Below are 21,911 nucleotides of genomic sequence, written 5' to 3' on the forward strand. Positions count from 1 at the left end.
TTCTTCTTTATTAATACAGAGAGGGAAGTGTTTAGATGTTATCAAAAGTAAGTAAGTTTGCAACGAATACGTTCTTAATATGGATGCTTATTGCAGCTATCATTGGTTTTATATTTCCAGCGCAACTTGCTACTTTAAGTAGTTGGGTACCTTATTTACTAGGGATTGTTATGCTAGGTATGGGATTAACCATAGATCCTAAAGATTTTAAAATTATATTTCAAGCACCTAGATCAGTAATTGTCGGAGTGATATTGCAGTATACAATTATGCCTTTAAGTGCATTTTTAATTGTCAAACTGTTTCATTTGCCTCCGGAAATTGCTATTGGTGTGATTTTAGTTGGATGTTGTTCGGGTGGTACATCTAGTAATGTTATGAGTTACTTAGCAAATGCAAATGTTGCTCTGTCAGTTGCTATTACTAGTGTTTCAACATTGCTAGCTCCATTTTTAACACCAGCGTTAATATATTTATTTGCGCATGAATGGTTGCAAGTTTCATTTATTAGTATGTTTTGGTCTGTAGTTCAAGTCATTTTAATACCAATAATCATTGGTTTTGTACTTCAAAAAGTATTTAAGAAATTTGCTGATACGACTGCCACTGCATTGCCAATTGTTTCTGTTGTAGCTATTTCATTGATACTTGCGTCTGTAGTTGGTAGTAGTAAAGCACAAATTTTGGCCACTGGTTTACTTATTTTTGCGGTTGTCATTCTTCATAATTTGATTGGATATGTATTGGGGTATACATTTGCCAAAATCTTAAAATTAGATCGACCGGATAAAAAAGCAGTATCAATAGAAGTAGGTATGCAAAACTCAGGATTAGCAGTTTCTTTAGCCACAGTACATTTTAATCCATTGTCTGCAGTGCCAGGTGCGGTATTTAGCTTAATACATAATATTACAGGACCAATACTTGCAAAATACTGGAACAAAAGGTAAGTATATCTGATTTTAGTTTGAAATTAATAAGGAATTCATAACTAAGATGAAAACATTAATATTTTGTGTTTTCATCTTAGTTTATTTTATCAGAGGCGTTGGCAGGCTAGAGAAGTGGAAAGTATGATACACTGACAATAATTTGATTTTATCATGCTTATTTTAGAGGAGGGTAATGTATGTATCGCGCAGTGATATTTGATTTTGATGGAACAATTATTGATACAGAAAAACACTTGTTTGAAATAATAAATAAACATCTAAATCATTATGGTTTGGAGGAAGTTAGTTTAGATTTTTATCGACAATCCATCGGAGGTTTGGCTTCAGATTTGCACCAATACCTAGAGGTTCAACTCGGATCAGAACGCAAGGAAGCAATTTATCAAGAGCATAATGAAACAAGTATACATTTACCGATTGTTACGCATATGAAACAACTTATGGATTATTGTAAAGTGCGCCATATACCAATGGCTATTGCGACAAGTAGTTTTAGAAACGATATTAAACCCACATTCGATCAATTGGGCTTAGATACGTATATCGATGTAGTTGTTGGAAGAGAAGATGTAGAAGAAATAAAGCCAAGTCCTGAACTATATTTAACAGCAGTTCAAAGATTAAATTATAACCCAGTTAATTGTTTAGCCATAGAAGACTCGGTCAATGGGGCAACCGCAGCGGTAAATGCTGGTTTAGATGTGATTGTAAACACGAATGATATGACGGAAAAACAAGATTTTAGTAACATAGCCTATGTAGGTAAAGATTTATCAGGTACAGCAATCATTGAAAAATATTTTGAAAAAAGTAGAGGCTAGTGTATGAATGGATATTTAATTCTCTTTTTTTTAGGCGGTCCAATTATTTTAGCAATCGGAAATTTAGTTTTAGGTCCAATCTTTAATAAAAAAGTTCCGTTAAAGATACAATTTCGCTCATTCATGGTTGGAAGCTTTGTTTACTTATTAGGAGCTTTGGTTTTATATTTTCTTGTTTTACAAAATCAATTTTAATTTAAAACCCCTTATTTTGACATTGAAACATGTGTCAATAAGGGGTTTTATAATATAAAATGAAAATGATAGCTTATTTTAAAAATTGAAGTATTAGTGTCACAATAACTAACACGAGTAAAATAGAATCTATCCCTACCATAATTGCAAAACGTGGATTTTTTTCTCCAGTAGCTTTAGATTTTTTAACAGCTTTTAAATTAGGAATTAAACTTACGCTTAATAAAATGATAACAACAATACCAATGAAAATGCTCACGATTTATCACCACCATTTTTATGAGTATCTATAAATTCCCATAGATAACCCGCTATTATACCAATAATTAGTCCAGTTATAATACCGATTTTCAAGGCAGAAAACATAGCGCTGATAATGATTGCAATGAGTAGTGAAATAGGTAAAGTAATACCAAATTTATATTTTCGTTCTGGTGAATTTACAATAGTGAAAATTAAATAATATAGTATCCCGAATACAACAATCGTAAGTAAACTTTTTAGCACTAAATTTCCGGCAGAAACATCACTATCACTAAAATAATTGATCAGGAAAAATAATATGCCAAATATAATTGAAACTGTGATTGTTCGTTTCAATAGATGTTTATTCATATTGAACTCCTTTATAATAAAATCTATTGAGCATTATATCATATAAAATTAGGAACTATAACTTCATAAATACTAGACTTTAACTTTCAATTGCAATAACTTAAGCTGTAGTTAATGAATTTTGTTGTTTTGATATTGCTTATGATCATTTAAATAAGCATAGAACAAGCCTATAACCAAGCCACCACCGATATAATTGCCAATGCCTGCACCAAGCAAATTGATTAAAGCAGGTAAGACTGAAAGAACATCACTTTGATATACGACACCGCCTGCGAATAATACAGTATTATAAACAACGTGCTCATAACCCATAAATGCGAAAATTGATACACCAAACATCATGACAAACATTTTTGCCAGAACATCGTCTATTTGCATCGCTATGACAAGGGAGATGTTTATAAAGAAATTAGCAAAAATACCTTTTATAAGAATGGCGACAAAACCTGCAGTTAATGTTTTATTGTCAATTGTAGCTTCTAATTGTTGCATCATCTCAGGAGTCATTATATCTGAGGAACGTATTAATAAAAAGAATATTAATCCACCTAGAGCATTACCAATAAAACAAAGTGCAAAAATTTTAAAAACACGGAATGGCGAAATGACTCGATAATAAAGGCCTACTGTAAAATACATAAAGTTACTTGTTAATAATTCGGAATTTGTAAAAAGTATTAATACTAATGCAAAACTGAATGCAATCGCACCCACTAAATTTGTAACACCCATTGGAACATCGGATGCTAATGAGCCTTTAATGAGTAAGACAAAAACTGTTATCACGCCTAAGATAAATCCAGCCATAATGGCACGTAGCAGATAGCGTTTTAAATAAAAACTTTGCAATATATCTTTAGCACGAATTGTCTCTACGACATGATGGACCCAAGCTTTACCATAAAAAACTTTATCCCATTTGATATTTTTTCGTTCAAAACTTTATCCTCACTTTCTATTAATTAAAAATATTATACTATGTTATAACATTTTTGTGAAAGAATTCACAAAATAATCATAATTAAATAGTGCGGATTAATTAACTTATGAGAATATTTAATTGTTCACTATAATATCAAAAATAAAATTTACATTGCGTTTTCTCACAAAGTAATCTAAAATAAAAACATATGTAAGGGCTTACATAAACAAAAAATAATTGTTTTAATTTTTAGAATTTATAGTATAATAGCGTCATAATAAGTGAATTATTTTCACTTATATTTGAATGAGATGGGGTTTGAATGATGAATGAGAATAATGAATTACAAAGGGGACTAGGTGCACGTCAAATGCGGATGATAGCACTTGGTGGAACAATTGGTGTCGGACTCTTCATGGGGGCGACAAGTACAATCAAGTGGACAGGACCTTCAGTAATATTTGCATATTTAATAGCAGGTCTGTTTTTATTTTTAGTAATGAGAGCTATGGGGGAAATGGTATATTTACATCCAACCTCAGGTTCATTTGCAAACTTTGCAAGTGATTACATAAATCCAGTTGCTGGTTATCTGACAGCATGGAGCAATATTTTCCAATGGGTTGTTGTAGGTATGAGTGAAGTTATCGCCGTTGGAGAATATATGAATTATTGGTTCCCTGATTTACCACAGTGGATACCAGGTATAATTGTAGTATTATTGTTGGCAGGTGCTAACTTAGTGTCAGTTAAAGCATTTGGTGAATTTGAATTTTGGTTTGCAATGATCAAAGTAGTAACAATTATTTTAATGATTATCGCAGGATTCGGTTTGATATTCTTTGGTCTTGGTAATGGAGGAGAAGCTATTGGACTATCTAATTTATGGTCACATGGTGGCTTTATGCCTAATGGTTGGATAGGATTCTTCTTTGCACTTTCTATTGTAATTGGTTCTTATCAAGGTGTTGAATTAATCGGTATCACTGCTGGTGAAACGAAAGACCCGCAAAAAAATATTAAAAGTGCGGTTAATGGTGTTATATGGCGTATATTAATATTCTATATCGGAGCTATCTTCGTTATTGTAACTGTTTATCCTTGGGATGAATTAGGAAATATCGGCAGTCCATTCGTTGCAACATTTGCAAAAGTAGGTATTACATTTGCAGCAGGACTCATTAACTTTGTAGTTTTAACGGCAGCGATGTCTGGATGTAACTCTGGTATATTTAGTGCTAGTCGAATGACGTTGAACTTATCGCAAAAAGGAATGTTACCTAAGTTTTTCCGTAAAGTTATGAAAAATGGTGTTCCTATTTGGACAGTAACTGCAATCGCAATCGGTATTTTAATTGGCGCATTATTGAATGTTATTTTGCCTTTATTCATTAAAGGTGCGGACAGCATTTTTGTTTATGTATACAGTGCCTCAATTTTACCAGGTATGGTACCGTGGTTTATGATATTAATTAGTCATTTAAGATTCAGAAAGAATCACAGTGAAGAAATCAAGAATCATCCGTTTAAAATGCCAGGCGGTGCAATAACAAATTATATTACAATGGCGTTCTTTATCATGGTGTTAATAGGCATGTTATTTAATAAAGAAACAGTTGTTTCAGTTGTTATTGGTATCGTATTCTTAGGTTGTATGACATTGTTCTATTACTTGAAAGGCTATCATAAATTAAGTGATGATCAGCAAATTTAAATAATAAAGCAAAACGTAAAACAGTAGGCTGTTTTACAATCTACTTTAAAAAAGCCATAAATGATGCATTTACTTGTATCATTTATGGCTTATTTTGTTATCGACAATATCGTAAGTATGATTACACTAATGTTTTACAAAAAATTAACAATATAAAAATACTCACTCAAAACTCCTGCTTTAGAATAAAGCTGAAGTCATAATACATATTTAAAGGAGTTATTATATGAAAATACTTAATAAACTAGCTATTGCTACAATTGCAGGTACAATTATTGCCGGTTCATCATTAGGGAGTGGACAAGGGATTTATGCATCAGGGAAAAAAGATGAAACTAAAGATTCAAATCAGAATTCTGATGTAGCTTACATGGGCAATACAAAAAACCCTAAAAACGTCATCTTTTTAGTTGGTGATGGTATGGGACCTTCGTATAATGCTGCTTATCGCTATTTTGCAGATAATCCAGATACTAAAGAAATGGATCAAACCGCTTTTGATAAATATCTAATAGGTAGTCAGCGTACAAATCCAAATGATCCAAAAGAGAATGTTACTGATTCTGCAGCCGGTGCAACCGCATTTAGTTCAGGACAAAAAACATATAATGGTGCTATTGGTGTCGATGCCAATAAAAACAATGTTAAAACAGTTTTAGAACAAGCTAAGGAAAATGGTAAATCAACTGGTCTAGTATCTACTGCTGAAATTACAGATGCTACACCTGCTGCATACGCTTCACATGTAGATGATCGTGATAAAAAGGATGAAATTGCTAAACAATTTTACAATGACAAAATTAATGGCAAACATAAAGTAGATGTACTACTGGGCGGGGGCGCTGAGTATTTCGGTAAAGATAACGGCAACTTAAAAAATAAATTTAAAAAAGATGGTTACGATGTAGTTACTAATAAAAATGAACTACAAAACTCTAAAAGTAAACAAATATTAGGATTATTTGCAGATAATGATATGCCATTAGAGATAGATGCACCAGATAAAAATCCGAAATTAGTGGATATGACAGATAGTGCTGTAAACAAATTAAAACAAAACGACAAAGGGTTCTTTTTAATGGTAGAAGGCGCTTCTATTGATAAATCTGGACATCCAAATGATGTAACAGGGGTAATGTCTGAAATGTCTGGATTTGAAAAATCATTTGAATATGCTATGAATTACGCAAAAGAGAATCCAGATACGCTTGTGGTAGCCACTGCAGATCATTCTACAGGTGGTATGTCTATAGCGAAAGGTAAAGATTATGTTTGGAATCCAGATGCTATTCACCAAATGAAACATTCAGGTAAATATATGACTGAAGAAATCAGCAAGGGTAAAAACGTGGAGAAAGTGATTAAAGACGGCTATGGTTTCGAAGTTTCACAAGATCAAATTAATAAAATAAAAGATGAAGCTAAAAAACTTAAAGACCTTAAAAAAGACGAAAAAGCATATGAAAGTCAATTACAAAAAGTTCAAGATGCAGTACAAAAACCGATTAATGACGAATCTCATACTGGTTGGACTACAAATGGCCATACGGGAGAAGATGTAAATACTTATGCATATGGTCCTGGTAGTGATAAATTTAAAGGAAATATTGATAATACAGATAATGCCAAAAATATTTTCGACTTTTTCCAAAAAGATGTAAAGTAATGATGTAATAAACAAATAATGTTAAGGCTAGATTAAAAAAGAGAACGACATAGAAATCCTTTATAAAAATGCGATTTCTATGTCGTTCTTGTTTATTATGTTATTTAAAAAGTAATATTAGCATTGTTTTAGTGTTTAAATTGGATTTTTGATAAATGTTTTCGATAATTATCAAGTGCCATTTTGGACTGTGTGATTGAATCCAATGAGCGTTGATAATTTAAAGCAATAAATCGATAATACAGTATATCTACAGTAAAAAGTTGCGCAAACAAAGACGTTGTTGCGGCCATGCGTAGTTCATTCTCATCTGTTTGACCATAAATTAAAGTATAATCAGAAACTTTAGCTACAGGATTATTGTTCGAGCTTGAGATCGTAATGATAGGTATATTATAGTCTGTAGCAACTTTTGCCATAGATTGCATTTCACTATGACTACCCTGATTGGTCACGAAAATAATACAATCTTGTTCATCATGTGTAGCCATGGTAGTCATTAATAAATGCGTTTCTTGTATTAAGCGCACATTTAAACCGATGCGAGACAATTTTTGATATAAATCTGTGACAATGACGAGTGATGCACCATAACCAAATAAGAATATAGTACGCGCATGTTTCAATGTATCGCAGATATCATCGATGTTATGTTGCTCAATTTGTGACGCAACACAACTCATTGTATCGGTTGCTCTAGCTAACATTTTAGATTTGATAATATCGACTGATTCATTATCAATTAATTCCATATGATTATTGTTAATTGCATCTTCAGGCAAATAACGTGAAATTGTAATTTTAAGTTCTTGAAAGCCTTTTTCTGTGATTTTCTTGCTAAAACGTACAATTGAAGCAGTACTTGTATTAATTTCATTAGAAAGGTCTTGGACAGACATATTAATAATACGATGCGGTTCATTTAAAATAAAATCAGCAATTTTCTTTTCACTTTTTGTAAAAGTTTCATAAATGTTATCAATTTTATAAAGTACGTTGGTCATAGTTTAACCACCTAAGTTATCAGATTCTCTCATTGATTTTGTTGTACCTAAAAAGAAGGTGAAGAGGAAACCACCAATGTAAGCAGCGATTAATCCTGCAATATATCCTAAGTACATATGATCTGAAATCAAAGGTAACAATGAAATACCACTTGGTCCAATAGCATTGGCACCGATGTGTCCGATACCACCAACTACTGCGCCGCCAATACCACCACCAATACATGCTGTAAAGAATGGTCTGCCAAGAGGTAACGTAACCCCATAAATTAAAGGTTCACCAATACCGAGGAAACCAACAGGAAGTGCACCTTTAATTGCATTTCTCAAAGTAGTATTTTTCTTACATCTTACCCAAAGTGCTAATGCGGCACCAACTTGTCCTGCTCCTGCCATGGCAGCAATAGGTAATAAGTAAGTAGCACCGGATTGATTAATCATCTCAATATGAATAGGCGTAAATATATGATGTAATCCTAACATAACTAATGGTAGGAAGAAAGCACCAATGATGAAGCCGCTAAAAACACCACCGATATCAATAACGCCATTTACTACGGATACTAAACCATCAGAAACAAAGCCAGCTAATGGCATAATGATAAAGATCGTTGATAAGCCGATAACGAATAAAGTGATCGTGGGTGTTACGATGATATCTATGGCATTTGGTACAATTTTATGTAATCTCTTTTCTACGAGACTCAATAACCAAACTGCAAAGATAACACCTATTATACCACCTTGTCCTGCTTGTAAAGGTTCACCTGTGAAAATATTAGTAATCATATTTTCTTCTGTTAAACCTGTTAATAACGTTGTCCCACCAATAACGCCACCTAAACCTGGTGTTGCACCAAATTCTTTTGCAGCGTTTATACCAGTGAAGATTGCTAAATAAGCTAACATACCATCTTTAATTACATTAAAAACAGTGACAAGTTGCGTAATCCAAGCACCTGATATAACCTCGGCCGCAAGTAAATTGCTTAAAACTGCACCAATACCACCAATTAAACCTGCGCCAATAAATGCTGGAATCAATGGGATAAATATATTTGCGATTGTTTTTAAAAGTTTATTGAACTTACCGCGTTTTTGCTTGCTTTGAAAAGCTGCCTTGTTTTCTTTAGCTCTTGATTCAGTTTCAGCTTTATAATTTTTATCTTGGTGTGGAATGGTTTCACCTAAACGCACACCACTCATTTCAGATATATGATCAGCTACTTTATTAACTGTGCCAGGCCCAACGACCACTTGCACACGGTCGTCTTTGACCACACCCATAACGCCGTTAGTAGATTTTAATTTATCATAGTCAACTTTGTTTTCATCGTGCACTTTAATTCTAACGCGCGTCATGCAATTTATAACATTTTCCATGTTCTCTAAACCGCCAACTGCATTTACAATGTTTTCTGCAAGTTTTTGTTCTTTAGACATCGTAAAACCCTCCTAGTATACATAAATTATTTTAAGTATTTGGTTTAATCTCTGATTGCTTGCTTAACGATGTGATTATTATTGTCTAAGCGCTGTTTTGCGTCTTCTTTTGATGTTTCACACATATGCATAACGATAGCAACTTTAAGGTTATGGTCTGCAGCATTATATAACTTCTCAGATTGCTGATATGATGTGTCACAGATATCTTGTACGATGCGTATAGAGCGGTCAATTAATTTTTGGTTTGTAGCTTTTACATCGACCATGAGATTATCGTATACTTTACCGGCACCAACCATTGTGATAGTTGAAATCATATTAAGTATCAATTTTTGTGCTGTTCCTGATTTTAATCTAGTGGAACCTGTTAATACTTCCGGGCCTACATTAACTTCAATTGCTTTTGTAGCTATTTTACTTATTTTAGTATTGGTATTGCATGCAATTGAAACGGTATGTGCACCAATGCTATTTGCATATTTTAATCCTCCGATAACATAAGGTGTATTACCACTTGCAGCGATACCGATTACAACATCTTTTTCATTAAGGTGAATATGATGTAAATCTTCTTCTGCCAAAGAAGTACTATCTTCAGCACCTTCAACAGCAACTGTCATTGCTCTCTGACCGCCTGCAATTAATCCAATGACTTCATCTGGGGACGTATTGAAAGTGGGGATACATTCGGCAGCATCTAGTACACCTAATCTTCCACTCGTTCCAGCCCCCATATAAATTATTCGACCACCAGCTCTAAATTGTTTTGTCGTGATTTCTATGACTTTAGCCAATTCTGGTATGACTTTTCTAATTTGTTGAGGAACCTTTTGGTCTTCATCATTCATTGTTTTAAGAATTTCTGTAATAGACATTTCATCTAAATGCATTGTAGCTTTATTTCTAGATTCAGTAGTTAAATCACTCATTCATTTCTACTCCCTTGTTTTAATAATAAATTTAAATGTATCATTTGGCTTCATACAATGAATCAATCTGCGCTCAGACTCACAAATTTTACCTATAACATTAACATGAGGATGCGCTGGTAAGTCAGCTTTTAAGAGTTGTAATTCTCCTTGATAACGTCCGTTCAGTTTATTGTCAATTGTCACAGTACCCGTGTCACGATTTGTCGTATTATAAGCATTCATTTCACTTGTACAATAGTGTCTAGCTTCTTGCGATCGAATTACAGCTTGTGGATTGTCTGGGCGTACAGTGTGCGTTTGCTGTAATATAGAAGTCGCTTGAGTATCAAATAAATCAACTGTGAGTGTGAATGTTCTATGACACAATGCATTCATTAATTGTTCGTCTAATGGCGTATTAAGTTTAGAATCGCCAATCAAAATTTGTGTTGTCTGGTGATCTAATAGTAGTTGTGCACTCTCAATAGGGTGTTTTGTTCTCGTTGATTCTATAGTCGGTAAACCTTTAAATAAAGGCCCACGCTTTGTTGTACCTGTGATAAAACCGAAAATTGTTGCGTTTGGATTATACTTTAAAATTAGTGAGTTTTGATGATGAACAAATTCAGTTGTTAAACCTGTATCTGGACGTGGGTAATAATTATGGCAGTAACATAAATGCGTAAAGTCTTCGAGTTTTTCATAGAGTTGTTGAAGTAGCGATTCGGAAAGTATGCTTGCATTTAAGCAACAATCAAAACCGTGTTGAATGATGTCATTAATAATTTCTATAGAAGTACTGTGATCAATACGAATCATAAATTGAGCATGATGATATGATTGCAAGAATTCATAAAAAGAATGATTCAGCAATGTAGGATTGATATCAATCATATACGTAAGATGTTTGTCTGATAAATAATTTAAAAGTTCTCCCAAATAGCGATATTTAGATGCTTCATCTTCCTCTGGAATTTGAACAGATGTGAAAATGGTAGTATATCCCAAAGTAATCATTCGTCTAATATACGATTTATCAATGGGTTGTCCTAAATAAATAGAAAAGCCATGCATGTTATCACTCCTATATTGCTGTAATCGATTTCATTTTACAATACATGAAAAAGTATTACAATTTTAATTTTTAAAAAATATCATTTTGAAATATTATTACAAAAATGTTTGTAATAACTTGTGTGTTTCTAATAATTGATTTTGTAAGGTATCAAGATACTTAATTGTATTGCCGATAGTGAGTTCTTCGATAGGATTCTGGTCATGTATTAAAAGAAATTGGTAATAATTATAATGTGGTAAAGAAAAGCGTTGTAAGGATATATCTGAGAATAGGATAAGCTCGTCTTCAATAAATTGTTGAATATCTTGTTTGTATTGTTGTTTCTTTTTATTTTGAGTAACGATGGCAAATTTATATGTTTCAATTAAATTGAGTAGTTTATGAATGTGTTGCGCGAGTTGATGATATTCTAAGTTGTACATAAAATGCACCCTTTCATATAAAATTTAAAACGATGAATATGATTTTCTGAAATTGTTAAGAATGGTAGGATATACAATATAAAATTTTAAATAATTTTAAAAGGAGTTGTTGAAAGTGGAAAGAGTAAAATATCGTTTTAAAGATATTGTGTGGAAAGACTTTTCTTTGATTGTGATTTTAATTGTAAGTATGATTGTTTTTACATTAATTGGTATTTTATTTAGTTTTGTTTATGTAGATCATTTAACAGAAAAAATAGTGTTAAAGTTAAGTGTGGTTATACAACTACTCTCATATGTAGTCACTGTGTTTAGTTTTTATTTTTTACATATTAAAGATTTTAAAATGCATTTGAAGAAAAATACAGCATTTATAAAGCAACATTATATATTTCTGATTATCGTGACGATTATAATGATGGTTTGTAGTGCAATTTATAATATGACTATGCAAATGTTACCTGATGACATTGGTTTTAATGAAACTCAAAATGAGCTGGAACTAATGAATTTGTTTGATCAACCTTCATTTTTACCATTTACATTTTTATTGATTGTAATTGGAGCACCATTAGTGGAGGAAATATTTTTTAGACATTTACTGATAGGTGAACTAGGGAAGAAATTTAATACTATTGTTATGGGGATTATTTCAGCTATTTTATTTTCATTAATGCATGTGATGGGGGCAGAATCTCCATTCGAAATAGGGAGTTATATAATTTTAGCAATCGCTATGGTATATGCATATATCAAGTCAGGATGTAAATTAATAGCAAGTGTAAGTATACATATGCTCAATAATTTAATTTCATTTATTTTTACGCTTATTACATTATATACATAATGTGGACGCTTGAAAAAATCCCATTGAGTTTTTAGGACTCAGTGGGATTTGAAAATTGTTGATAGTTATTGATAGTAATATCTTGTGTTTTAATTTTTTTCTCAAAAGAATATGAAATATCATGGATATCAACAATAGGTATTTCATTTGTTTTACCGAGACCAATTTCAAAAATAACTGCTTTCCATAATCCGTCTGTACATAATAATCCGATAAAAATGACATTTTCAGTAATAATATCGTTATCTTTATTATACTCCATTGCCATCACATTTCGTTCAGTGCAATAGATTAAAACCTCTGAAAAGATAGGTGGCAAGTCAACATGTGTTTGTTGATTAAATTTTATGTACCTGTCGAGCTTTTTAAGCGCACGTTTCATTTTTGTATAAGGCAAATTTAAACATTTTTTTATAATTGCGTTTATCTCTTCTTTATATGGAAGTGTTGTATATGATTGACTTTCATTCAATACTAAGAATAAAGCAGTAAGTTGATTGTCAGTTAATTCGAGCTCATAACTATTAGGTGTTTCTTGAAGTTGATAACCACCTAATTTACCATGTTTTGCTAGAATTTTTACCCCTTGATCTTCTAAATCTTGAATATCTCTTAAAATCGTACGTTTCGATACATCTAAGTCTATTGCAAGTTCTGAAGCAGTAATTTGCTTATTTTGCTGTATTGCTTGTACCAATTTATTTTGTCTTTCGCGTTTATTCATTAGAAAGTCACCTCCCAAATGATTACATATTACATTCATTATAGCATAAAAGTGACAATGACGACATTTATAAAGTTTTAAAAAAAGTTATAGAAAACGCTTACATTTTCTGATTGTTTATGTTAGTATAATAATTAGTAACAAGGGGGTAGCGAAAAGATAACAAAGGGGTAGGCTATTACATATAGTTTTGTTAATATCTTTTTCGTACGAGTTACTAAGCAAACATCTTCAATATTTATTACTTACTTTCCTTTCTATTTAGAGGCTGGGGCAAATTAATTGTCTCAGCCTCTTAGCGTTTTATTGGGTTTCATCTTTGTCAGGGTTGATTGAAACAAAATGATTTTAAATTAATTCGATTTCAGTCCCATTCCTTTATTTATGGTATTGAGTCTACATAGAACAATAATTAATGGTAAAGGTTTGTTACTGTAATTATATTTATATGATAAAATAAAACAAATTATACATATTAAATAATTAAAATGAAAAAATTTATTGATTCGTTTAAAGAGGGGGTCGCAAATGAATAAAGAAGCGTTATTAAACATTGATAATTTAGTTAGAGATTGGTTAACAACATTAGATGATATTATTCCACAGTTAATCAAAGAAATGGTTACTTCAACGAAACAAAATCGATTTGATTTAGTGACCAATGTAGATAAATCTATTCAACAAAATTTCGAAAATTTTTTACAGCAACATTTTCCAAGCCACCAACTCTTTGCTGAAGAAAAATCGAATGATGACATCTTGGCAAAAAAAGGACCTGTATGGGTCATGGATCCGATTGATGGTACTACAAATTTAGTTAAGCAACAAGAAGATTATTGTATTATTTTAGGCTACTTTGTCGATGGGGAACCTACATTATCATATATTTATGATTATCCACACGGCAAGCTTTATAAAGCAATCAAAGGGCAAGGTGCATATATGAATGGTAATTTATTGCAACAGCCTGAAGCTATTCAATTAGAAGATGCAATTATTTCATTTAACACATTGGTGATGAATGATGATACAATTCATGAACTTAATGATGCTTCTTTTGGATATCGTTTCATTGGTTCATGTGGTTTAGATTCCGTGCGTGTGATTTTAGGGCAATTTGGTGCGCATGTAAATACTAATCCCAAACCATGGGATATTGCTGCACAATTTTTATTCGCTGAAGAATTAGGGTTAAAAATGACGACATTAAATAATACAACTTTAGATTTTGCGAAAGCAGGACCTTTTATTATTAGTAACAAAGCTTGCCATAAAGAAATGTTGACGATTCTAAATTCAGGATCTGGATATCAAAAATAATTATTTAAAATTATTAATTATTTAACAATAGGTCTTAAGCACCATGTTCATTAAATAAGTTTACTATATAATTTATAATTAATTGAAATAGAATATAGAATGGAGAATGAAAAAGGTGAATCGTTCTAACAAATATAATAAAAAGAAAATGGGGTTACCCACGAAAGTATTTTTGTGGTTCTTGGGTATATTGCTAATTTTAGCAATTTTAGCCGTTGTTTATTTAGGGTTTAAAATATTTTCTGTTGGTGGGGCAATACATAACCCATTAGATAGAGATAAATCATCTTTGAGAGAAGAAAAAGCTAATCTTAATAATGGAGATCCTTTTACGATTGCTTTATTTGGCGTAGATTCAGATGCTAAAAGGGATGCCGATGGTGGAGGACAACGTAGTGATACGATTATGGTGTTATCTATCAATCCTGAGAAGAAATCCACTGAAATTGTGAGTATACCTAGAGACACTCAAGCGGATATTGTAGGTAAAGGCACTACTGAAAAAATTAATCATGCGTATGCCTATGGTGGGCCTGACATGGCTGTGAAGTCAGTAGAAAAACTATTGAATGTGCCAATAGATCACTATGCAACGATTGATATGGACGGCATGAAAGATATGATAGATACCATAGGAGGTATTGATGTCACTAGTAATGCTACTTTTTCATATGATGGATTCCAATTTAATGAAGGACAAAAATCTCATATGGATGGAAAAGAAGCAATGGCGTTTATAAGAAGTCGTAAAGAAGAAGGCGCTGGTGGTGACTTTGGTAGACAAGAGCGTCAGCAATTAGTGATACAAGGTCTAGCGAACAAGTTAACGAGTATTAGTTCAGTTACACATTTTAATTCGTTGATGAATCACGTTGAAGACAATGTGAAAACAGATTTGACTTTAGGAGAGTTAAACAAAGTTAGAGGTAATTATAAAGATGCAAATGATAACGTACACCGTCATCAATTAGAAGGTCAAGGCGGAATACAAGATGATGGGCTTTATTACTTTATACCTAGCCAAAGCTCGTTATCTGAAATCGAAAGCGATATCAAAGATAATTTAGGGATTTAATTTAATAAATACACGCAATCAATTACATTGGTTGCGTGTATTTTTGTTTTAGTCATTAAAATAATCAATACTCAGTGAAAATGTATAACACTATAAAATAATATTTATATTAAGCAGTCGAAAAATAGTGGAAAGCCTTAACATTTTATTGATTTACATATACAATATAAATAACATTACCAAAAAGTGTGGGGCTTTTAGGATGGAATGTTACCAAACATCTTTGATTCATAAACATGGGCTTTATAAAATTAATAGGGGTGAATAGTATGCAAGAACATTTAATTATTACATTAGATGGCAAAGATTATCTTGTGGAACCCGGCACAAACTTACTACAATTTATTAAATCACAAGATACGTTTGTACCTTCTATATGTTATAACGAATCGCTTGGTCCTATAGAAACTTGTGATACGTGTACAGTAGAAATAGACGGTGTGATGCAACGTGCTTGTAGTACGACGATAGATAAACCAATGATTGTTAATACACAAAATGATAATGTACAAACAAGTCAAAAAGAAGCTTTAGACCGTATTTTAGAAAAACATATGCTTTATTGTACAGTATGTGATTATAATAATGGTGATTGTGAAATTCATAATACAATGGATCAGTGGGGGCTTGAACATCAAACATATGAATACAAGGAAAAGCCATATGAAAAAGATTATGGTCCATTCTATCGTTATGATCCAGACCAATGTATTCTATGTGGGCGCTGTGTTGAAGTTTGTCAAGATGTCCAAGTCAACGAAACTTTAACGATTGATTGGGAACGTCAACAACCGCGTGTTATTTGGGATAATGATACAACAATAAATGATTCATCATGCGTTGGGTGTGGTCAGTGTGCGACAGTATGTCCTTGTAATGCAATGTTAGAAGTCAACATGGAAGGTAACGCTGGCTATATGACAGATTTAGAGCCAGGATCACTTGCTGCGATGATCGATTTAACTAAAAAAGCAGAACCAGGTTATGGACCGCTATTTGCGGTATCTGATTCAGAAGCAGCGATGCGTGAAGAACGCATCGAAAAAACTAAGACTGTATGTACATATTGCGGTGTTGGTTGTTCATTTGACGTTTGGACAAAAGGTAGAGAAGTATTGAAAGTACAACCTCAACATGAATCTCCAGCAAACAAAATTGCAACGTGTGTGAAAGGTAAATTCGGTTGGGATTATATTGATTCAGAAGAAAGATTGACTAAACCATTAGTTCGTAAAAATAATCAATTCGAAGAAGTAGAATGGGATGAAGCACTGCAAGTGATTTCTGAAAACTTTAACAAGGTAAAAGCTTCTCACGGCTCAGATGGTCTTGCATTCATTTCTTCATCTAAAGCGACAAATGAGGAATCATATTTAATGCAAAAACTTGCGAGACAAGTGATTGGTACAAATAACGTGGATAACTGTTCTCGATACTGTCAAGCACCTGCAACCAAGGGATTATTTAGAACTGTAGGTCATGGTGGTGACTCTGGTTCAATCGAAGATCTTGAAATCGCTGACATGGTTGTTTTAATAGGGACAAACACTGCAGAAGCGCACCCAGTCATCGCTTCTCGTATTAAACGTGGACATAAATTATATAATAATACTTTAAATGTGTTTGATATACGTAAACATGAAATGGCTGAAAGAGCTGATAACTTCTATCAACCTAAACCAGGTACTGATTTAGTATGGTTATCTGCTGTGACAAAATATATTATAGATAATGACTTACACGATAAAGCTTTTGTTGATGAATGGGTAAATGGCTTCGATGAATATCATAAATCTTTAGCACCATATACGATGACATTTGCCGAAGAAACAACAGGTATTTCGCAAGAAGCACTCATTGATTTTGCGCATCAAGTGGTTAATGCTAAAACAGTGTCAATTGCCTGGGCAATGGGTGTAACACAACAAGATATTGGTAGTGACACGTCTACTGCAATATCCAACTTATTATTAGCTACAGGTAATTATAGAAAACCAGGTACTGGTGCATATCCGCTTCGTGGTCACAACAACGTACAAGGATGTAGTGACATGGGTAGCATGCCTGATCAATTCCCTGGTTACCAAAAAGTAGCAGACGATGAAATTCGTGCAAAATTTGAAAGAGAATATGGTGAAACATTACCGAGTGTTCCTGGTAAAGATAATCACCAAATGATGGAAGGTATTCACGCAGGTGAAATTGACGCATTGTATTTATATGGTGAAGATACAGGTATTGTTGATTCAAATATCAACTATGTACAAGCTGCACTAGAAAAAGTTGGTTTTTTAGTCGTACAAGATGAGTTTTTCACTTTCACTGCTTCATATGCAGATGTAGTTTTACCAGCATGTCCTTCACTAGAGAAAACAGGTACATTTACGAATACTGAACGCCGTATCCAACGTTTATATCAAGCCCTTGAACCTAAAGGCGAATCTAAACCAGATTGGGTCATTATTCAAGATGTAGCTAGAACACTAGGTTATGATTGGAATTACACGCACCCAAGTCAAATTATGGACGAAATTGCTAAACTGACACCATCATATTCGGGCGTGAACTATGACAGATTAGATGGTTACAATAGTTTACAATGGCCTGTGGCTGAAGACGGCACAGACCAACCAACATTATATATAGATGGATTTAACTTTGAAGACGGTAAAGCGAATTTCTATCCTTTAACATTTGATAACTTCTTTAAAGTTAATGAAGAATACGATTTACATGTCAACAACGGACGTTTATTAGAGCATTTCCACGAAGGAAATATGACATATAAAGTACCAGGTCTTGCATATAAAGTCCCTCAACCATTTGTAGAAGTATCTCCAGAACTAGCACAAGAAAGAGATATTCATGAAGGGGCAGAAGTTAAGTTGATTTCAGATAGTGGTGAAGCTGAACTAATTGCACATGTCACTGATAGAGTAAAAGGCAAAGAAATTTATATTCCACTTAATAACAATGCCATGATAAATGGTGATCAAGGTGCGATTAACTTATTGACGAACAGTGATGTGGATAAAGATACAGACACACCTTCTTATAAGCGTACAAGTTGTCGTATGGAAGTTAAAACACGTAGAGGAAAATCACCATTAAACCCTACAAACTTCCGAGTAGATAAACAAAGACAACCACAATATAGCGTACGTGTTGAAGACAAATGGAAACGTGATGATTACACTTTCCCAGGAAGTCAGGTGAATAAATAATGGCTGAGAGAATAACGAAAATTAAGCGCATGCAAAAGTCTGAAGAACAAATCAAACAAGAAAGTTTAGCAGAAGTAACAGATGCAATTGCAGCAAATAAAGATAGTATCATGAAAGCTATTAACATTATTAGCACGTTGGACGATGCTAAGATACTAGATGCAGTATCAGGTATGGTCAATAGTCGAGGTGTTATCGCTAATAAATTCGCAGTTGAATTAAACAAAGAACAATACACAGGATTGATTACAAATATGGCATCACTTGTTTTCCTTTTAGGTGATTTGAATGTCAATGACTTGAGCATTATGTTAAATAAAGTAAATAAAGGATTAAGTGTTGCAAATCAAGCTAGTCCAAACCAAAAAACATCTATCACTGGCTTAATGAGTGTACTGAGAGATGACGAAATGAATCGTAGTTTAACTTATATGTTAAATATGCTCAGAGGCATGTCTAGATCATAAAATGAAGTGTATATATTGATGAAAAAAGCCCTTATTGTGAATTTTTATTCACATGAGGGCTTTTTTGCTATGATAAATGACATATTGAAAATTAAGTAAATATGATACAATTTCAATAAACAGAATGATTTACTTAGAATATGATTACAAGGAGTGGAGTCTTATCAATCCGAAATTAATTAAAATCATGGCTATTATTTCAAATGTATTTTTAGTCATTGGTATTATATTTTTAATCACTTTAAATATTGCGATGGCGATTACAATGTTTGTTGTTTCATTGGCAATTAGCTTAGTGATTTTCAACACATTGTTTAGAAATCGAAAAGGCATGCGTATTGCAATTAATGTTTCCTTTATAATTGTACTTATTGCGATTATTTTTGCCTATTTCACATTGACTCAATAAAATGCAATGCAGGGAGATTTTAAAATATGAATGAGCGTGTTAAACAACGTATACCGTTGATATTATTAATATTAATTATCGCTATATTTGTGATTTTATTAATAATAAATGAAACATCTTTATTTGAGAAACAAAAGACCCATACCTTTAATGAAGCGGTAGATAAACAAGTAAGCTCAGACGCATTAAATATGAAAGAACAAGAAGGTAAATTTATTAAAGCTTCTACTGCAGACGTGAAAAAAGCAATGGAAGTTAATAGTGATCAAGACGATTTAAACCATATGGATATTTCTGAAAAAGTATCTATGTCCGAAGACGAGATAAATAAAATTTTAAAAAATAAAGGTATATTAAAAGGAAAAGGTAAAACTTTTCTAAAGGCACAAGAAAAGTATGATGTTAATGTTTTATATTTAGTGAGTCATGCTTTAGTTGAAACAGGTAATGGTAAATCAGAATTAGCTAAAGGTATTAAAGATAAAGATGAAAGATATTATAACTTTTTTGGTATAGGTGCATTTGATGAAAATGCTGTACATACTGGTAGTAGCTTTGCAAAAAAACAAGCGTGGACATCCCCTGAAAAAGCAATTATGGGTGGTGCTCAATTTGTAAGAAAAAATTACTTTGATAATAAACAAATATCACTTTATCAAATGAGATGGAATCCTAAGACACCTGGTGAGCATCAATATGCAAGTGATGTGGATTGGGATGACAATATCGCTTGGTTTATGAAACATTTTTATAAAAATTTAGGCATTAAAAAAGATGACATCAACAAAGATTATTATTTGTAGTGGTATCATAAAAGATTACAACCGCAATTTTTAGAAACTTACATTACATTTTGTTATGTTATTATACAAATGTGAATACATTATTAAAAGATTAGGGAAAGTTGGAGTGAATAAAGATGAAAATAGCCATCGTCGGTGCAGGTATAGGTGGTTTAACTGCAGCAGCTTTATTAATAGAGCAAGGTCATGATGTAAGTGTATTTGAAAAAGAAGATACAGTATCTGAATTAGGTGCTGGTATTGGCATTGGTGGTAATGTCATTGAAAAACTAAACGGTCATGATTTAGCAAAAGGACTTAAAAACATTGGACAAGTTATTGATGTGATGGAAGTTCGAGATGAAAAAGACAAACGATTATCAAAACTTAAGTTGAAAAAACACACAGTTAATTTAACAATGTCACGCCAAAGTTTATTAGATGTGATTAAATCTTATGTGCCGAATAGCGCAATTTTTACAAATCATAATGTAACAGGAATTGAAAATGGTGATTTGAAAGTGACCTTACAATTTTCTGAACAAACTTCACAATCATTTGATTTATGTATCGGCGCTGATGGTATCCATTCAAATATAAGGCAATCATTAGTACCAAATAGTAAACCAATTTATCAAGGATACACAGTATTCAGAGGCTTAGTTGAAGATATTGATTTAAAAGATAACCATATTGCTAAAGAATTTTGGTCTACAAAAGGTAGAGTGGGCATTGTGCCATTAATAAACAATCAGGCTTATTGGTTTATTTCTATTTCTGCCAAAGTTCATGATGCTAAAATACATGCTTTTGCGAAACCACATTTACAGGCGAGATTTAATCATTTCCCTAATGAGGTTAGACAAATTTTAGATAAACAAAGTGAAACAGATGTATTGTTACATGATATGTATGATTTAAATCCATTGAAATCATTTGTTTATCAACGTGTTGTGCTTCTAGGTGATGCTGCACATGCAATGACACCTAACATGGGGCAAGGTGCTGGTCAAGCAATGGAAGACGCTATTGTGCTCGCGAATTGTCTGCAATCATATGATTTTGATTTAGCTTTGGAACACTATGATAAATTACGTGTAAAGCATACAAAAAAAATAATAAAGCGTTCTAGAAAAATAGGAAAAACTGCGCAAAGAACAAATAAATTTGTCGTTAAAGTGAGAAATAAACTTGCTAAAATCCTTCCTGATCGATTACTTTCTAATCAGACAAAATTTATTTATAAATCGAAAGAAAAGTAAAACATATATTTAGGATAAAATGTTCAATATCAAAGAGGCCGTAACTGTATA

At 32.5% G+C, this 21,911-nt stretch carries 22 protein-coding genes; 13 read left to right on the top strand and 9 right to left on the bottom strand.

Going from position 1 to position 21,911, the window contains the following annotated elements:
• The first annotated feature begins 35 nt into the window (after nt 1-35).
• From NST87_RS03130 to NST87_RS03140, 3 genes are all read left to right on the top strand, one after another.
• Nucleotides 36-950: a bile acid:sodium symporter family protein gene (locus NST87_RS03130; protein ID WP_340721303.1), complete on the top strand. Its 915-nt coding sequence runs from the start codon at nt 36-38 to the stop codon at nt 948-950.
• 179 nt (nt 951-1,129) lie between these two features.
• A complete protein-coding gene (locus tag NST87_RS03135) occupies nt 1,130-1,774 on the top strand; it encodes an HAD family hydrolase (RefSeq protein ID WP_019468346.1) in 645 nt (214 codons plus the stop codon).
• A gap of 3 nt (nt 1,775-1,777) precedes the next feature.
• Nucleotides 1,778-1,969, top strand: a complete 192-nt coding sequence (locus NST87_RS03140) for a hypothetical protein (RefSeq protein ID WP_019468345.1) — start codon at nt 1,778-1,780, stop codon at nt 1,967-1,969.
• Between the two features lie 73 nt (nt 1,970-2,042).
• On the opposite strand, the gene NST87_RS03145 is transcribed toward NST87_RS03140, so the two are convergent.
• The 3 genes from NST87_RS03145 to NST87_RS03155 form a co-directional block, all read right to left on the bottom strand.
• On the bottom strand, nt 2,043-2,228 hold the full coding sequence (locus NST87_RS03145) for a hypothetical protein (protein WP_019468344.1): 186 nt from the start codon (nt 2,226-2,228) through the stop codon (nt 2,043-2,045).
• Nucleotides 2,225-2,584, bottom strand: a complete 360-nt coding sequence (locus tag NST87_RS03150) for a hypothetical protein (RefSeq protein WP_019468343.1) — start codon at nt 2,582-2,584, stop codon at nt 2,225-2,227. The genes NST87_RS03145 and NST87_RS03150 overlap by 4 nt, the downstream gene beginning before the upstream one ends.
• A gap of 111 nt (nt 2,585-2,695) precedes the next feature.
• Entirely contained in the window at nt 2,696-3,511 is an 816-nt protein-coding gene (locus tag NST87_RS03155; protein WP_340721770.1) for a formate/nitrite transporter family protein, read from the bottom strand.
• Nucleotides 3,512-3,834: 323 nt separating this feature from the next.
• Here NST87_RS03155 and NST87_RS03160 point away from each other — a divergent pair, with 323 nt between their 5' ends.
• A complete protein-coding gene (locus NST87_RS03160) occupies nt 3,835-5,223 on the top strand; it encodes an amino acid permease (protein ID WP_019468341.1) in 1,389 nt (462 codons plus the stop codon).
• Nucleotides 5,224-5,449: 226 nt separating this feature from the next.
• Complete coding sequence (locus NST87_RS03165) at nt 5,450-6,889, top strand: alkaline phosphatase (RefSeq protein ID WP_019468340.1); 1,440 nt, start codon at nt 5,450-5,452, stop codon at nt 6,887-6,889.
• A gap of 128 nt (nt 6,890-7,017) precedes the next feature.
• On the opposite strand, the gene NST87_RS03170 is transcribed toward NST87_RS03165, so the two are convergent.
• The 5 genes from NST87_RS03170 to NST87_RS03190 all read right to left on the bottom strand — a co-directional run bounded on the left by NST87_RS03170 (nt 7,018) and on the right by NST87_RS03190 (nt 11,750).
• Nucleotides 7,018-7,893, bottom strand: coding sequence for a MurR/RpiR family transcriptional regulator (locus tag NST87_RS03170; protein WP_019468339.1), 876 nt, complete (start codon nt 7,891-7,893; stop codon nt 7,018-7,020).
• 3 nt (nt 7,894-7,896) lie between these two features.
• Entirely contained in the window at nt 7,897-9,336 is a 1,440-nt protein-coding gene (locus tag NST87_RS03175; protein ID WP_019468338.1) for a PTS transporter subunit EIIC, read from the bottom strand.
• A 44-nt stretch (nt 9,337-9,380) separates the two neighbouring features.
• On the bottom strand, nt 9,381-10,268 hold the full coding sequence (gene murQ, locus NST87_RS03180; protein ID WP_019468337.1) for an N-acetylmuramic acid 6-phosphate etherase: 888 nt from the start codon (nt 10,266-10,268) through the stop codon (nt 9,381-9,383).
• 6 nt (nt 10,269-10,274) lie between these two features.
• The gene (locus NST87_RS03185; RefSeq protein ID WP_019468336.1) at nt 10,275-11,324 is read right to left on the bottom strand and encodes a MupG family TIM beta-alpha barrel fold protein; all 1,050 of its coding nucleotides are present in this window, start codon (nt 11,322-11,324) and stop codon (nt 10,275-10,277) included.
• A gap of 96 nt (nt 11,325-11,420) precedes the next feature.
• The gene (locus tag NST87_RS03190) at nt 11,421-11,750 is read right to left on the bottom strand and encodes a hypothetical protein (RefSeq protein WP_019468335.1); all 330 of its coding nucleotides are present in this window, start codon (nt 11,748-11,750) and stop codon (nt 11,421-11,423) included.
• A gap of 115 nt (nt 11,751-11,865) precedes the next feature.
• Here NST87_RS03190 and NST87_RS03195 point away from each other — a divergent pair, with 115 nt between their 5' ends.
• Nucleotides 11,866-12,597 (top strand): CPBP family intramembrane glutamic endopeptidase, encoded by a 732-nt coding sequence (locus NST87_RS03195; protein WP_019468334.1) that lies wholly within the window; start codon nt 11,866-11,868, stop codon nt 12,595-12,597.
• A gap of 31 nt (nt 12,598-12,628) precedes the next feature.
• Here NST87_RS03195 and NST87_RS03200 read toward each other — a convergent pair whose 3' ends face one another.
• Nucleotides 12,629-13,321, bottom strand: coding sequence for a helix-turn-helix transcriptional regulator (locus NST87_RS03200; protein ID WP_340721306.1), 693 nt, complete (start codon nt 13,319-13,321; stop codon nt 12,629-12,631).
• Between the two features lie 528 nt (nt 13,322-13,849).
• Here NST87_RS03200 and NST87_RS03205 point away from each other — a divergent pair.
• The 7 genes from NST87_RS03205 to NST87_RS03235 all read left to right on the top strand — a co-directional run bounded on the left by NST87_RS03205 (nt 13,850) and on the right by NST87_RS03235 (nt 21,860).
• Nucleotides 13,850-14,641, top strand: a complete 792-nt coding sequence (locus tag NST87_RS03205) for an inositol monophosphatase family protein (RefSeq protein ID WP_019468332.1) — start codon at nt 13,850-13,852, stop codon at nt 14,639-14,641.
• 106 nt (nt 14,642-14,747) lie between these two features.
• Nucleotides 14,748-15,716, top strand: a complete 969-nt coding sequence (locus tag NST87_RS03210; protein WP_171027052.1) for an LCP family glycopolymer transferase — start codon at nt 14,748-14,750, stop codon at nt 15,714-15,716.
• Nucleotides 15,717-15,985: 269 nt separating this feature from the next.
• A complete protein-coding gene (gene fdhF / locus NST87_RS03215; RefSeq protein ID WP_019468330.1) occupies nt 15,986-18,940 on the top strand; it encodes a formate dehydrogenase subunit alpha in 2,955 nt (984 codons plus the stop codon).
• Nucleotides 18,940-19,407, top strand: coding sequence for a DUF1641 domain-containing protein (locus NST87_RS03220; RefSeq protein WP_019468329.1), 468 nt, complete (start codon nt 18,940-18,942; stop codon nt 19,405-19,407). The genes fdhF and NST87_RS03220 overlap by 1 nt, the downstream gene beginning before the upstream one ends.
• Before the next feature lie 124 nt (nt 19,408-19,531).
• Nucleotides 19,532-19,816, top strand: a complete 285-nt coding sequence (locus tag NST87_RS03225; protein WP_071560236.1) for a hypothetical protein — start codon at nt 19,532-19,534, stop codon at nt 19,814-19,816.
• A 26-nt stretch (nt 19,817-19,842) separates the two neighbouring features.
• The gene (locus tag NST87_RS03230; RefSeq protein WP_019468327.1) at nt 19,843-20,619 is read left to right on the top strand and encodes an N-acetylglucosaminidase; all 777 of its coding nucleotides are present in this window, start codon (nt 19,843-19,845) and stop codon (nt 20,617-20,619) included.
• A gap of 116 nt (nt 20,620-20,735) precedes the next feature.
• On the top strand, nt 20,736-21,860 hold the full coding sequence (locus NST87_RS03235; protein WP_019468326.1) for an FAD-dependent monooxygenase: 1,125 nt from the start codon (nt 20,736-20,738) through the stop codon (nt 21,858-21,860).
• Nucleotides 21,861-21,911 lie beyond the last annotated feature (51 nt).

The organism is Staphylococcus sp. FSL W8-0271, assembly GCF_038006605.1.
In the GTDB taxonomy this organism is placed as follows: Bacteria; Bacillota; Bacilli; order Staphylococcales; family Staphylococcaceae; genus Staphylococcus; species Staphylococcus cohnii.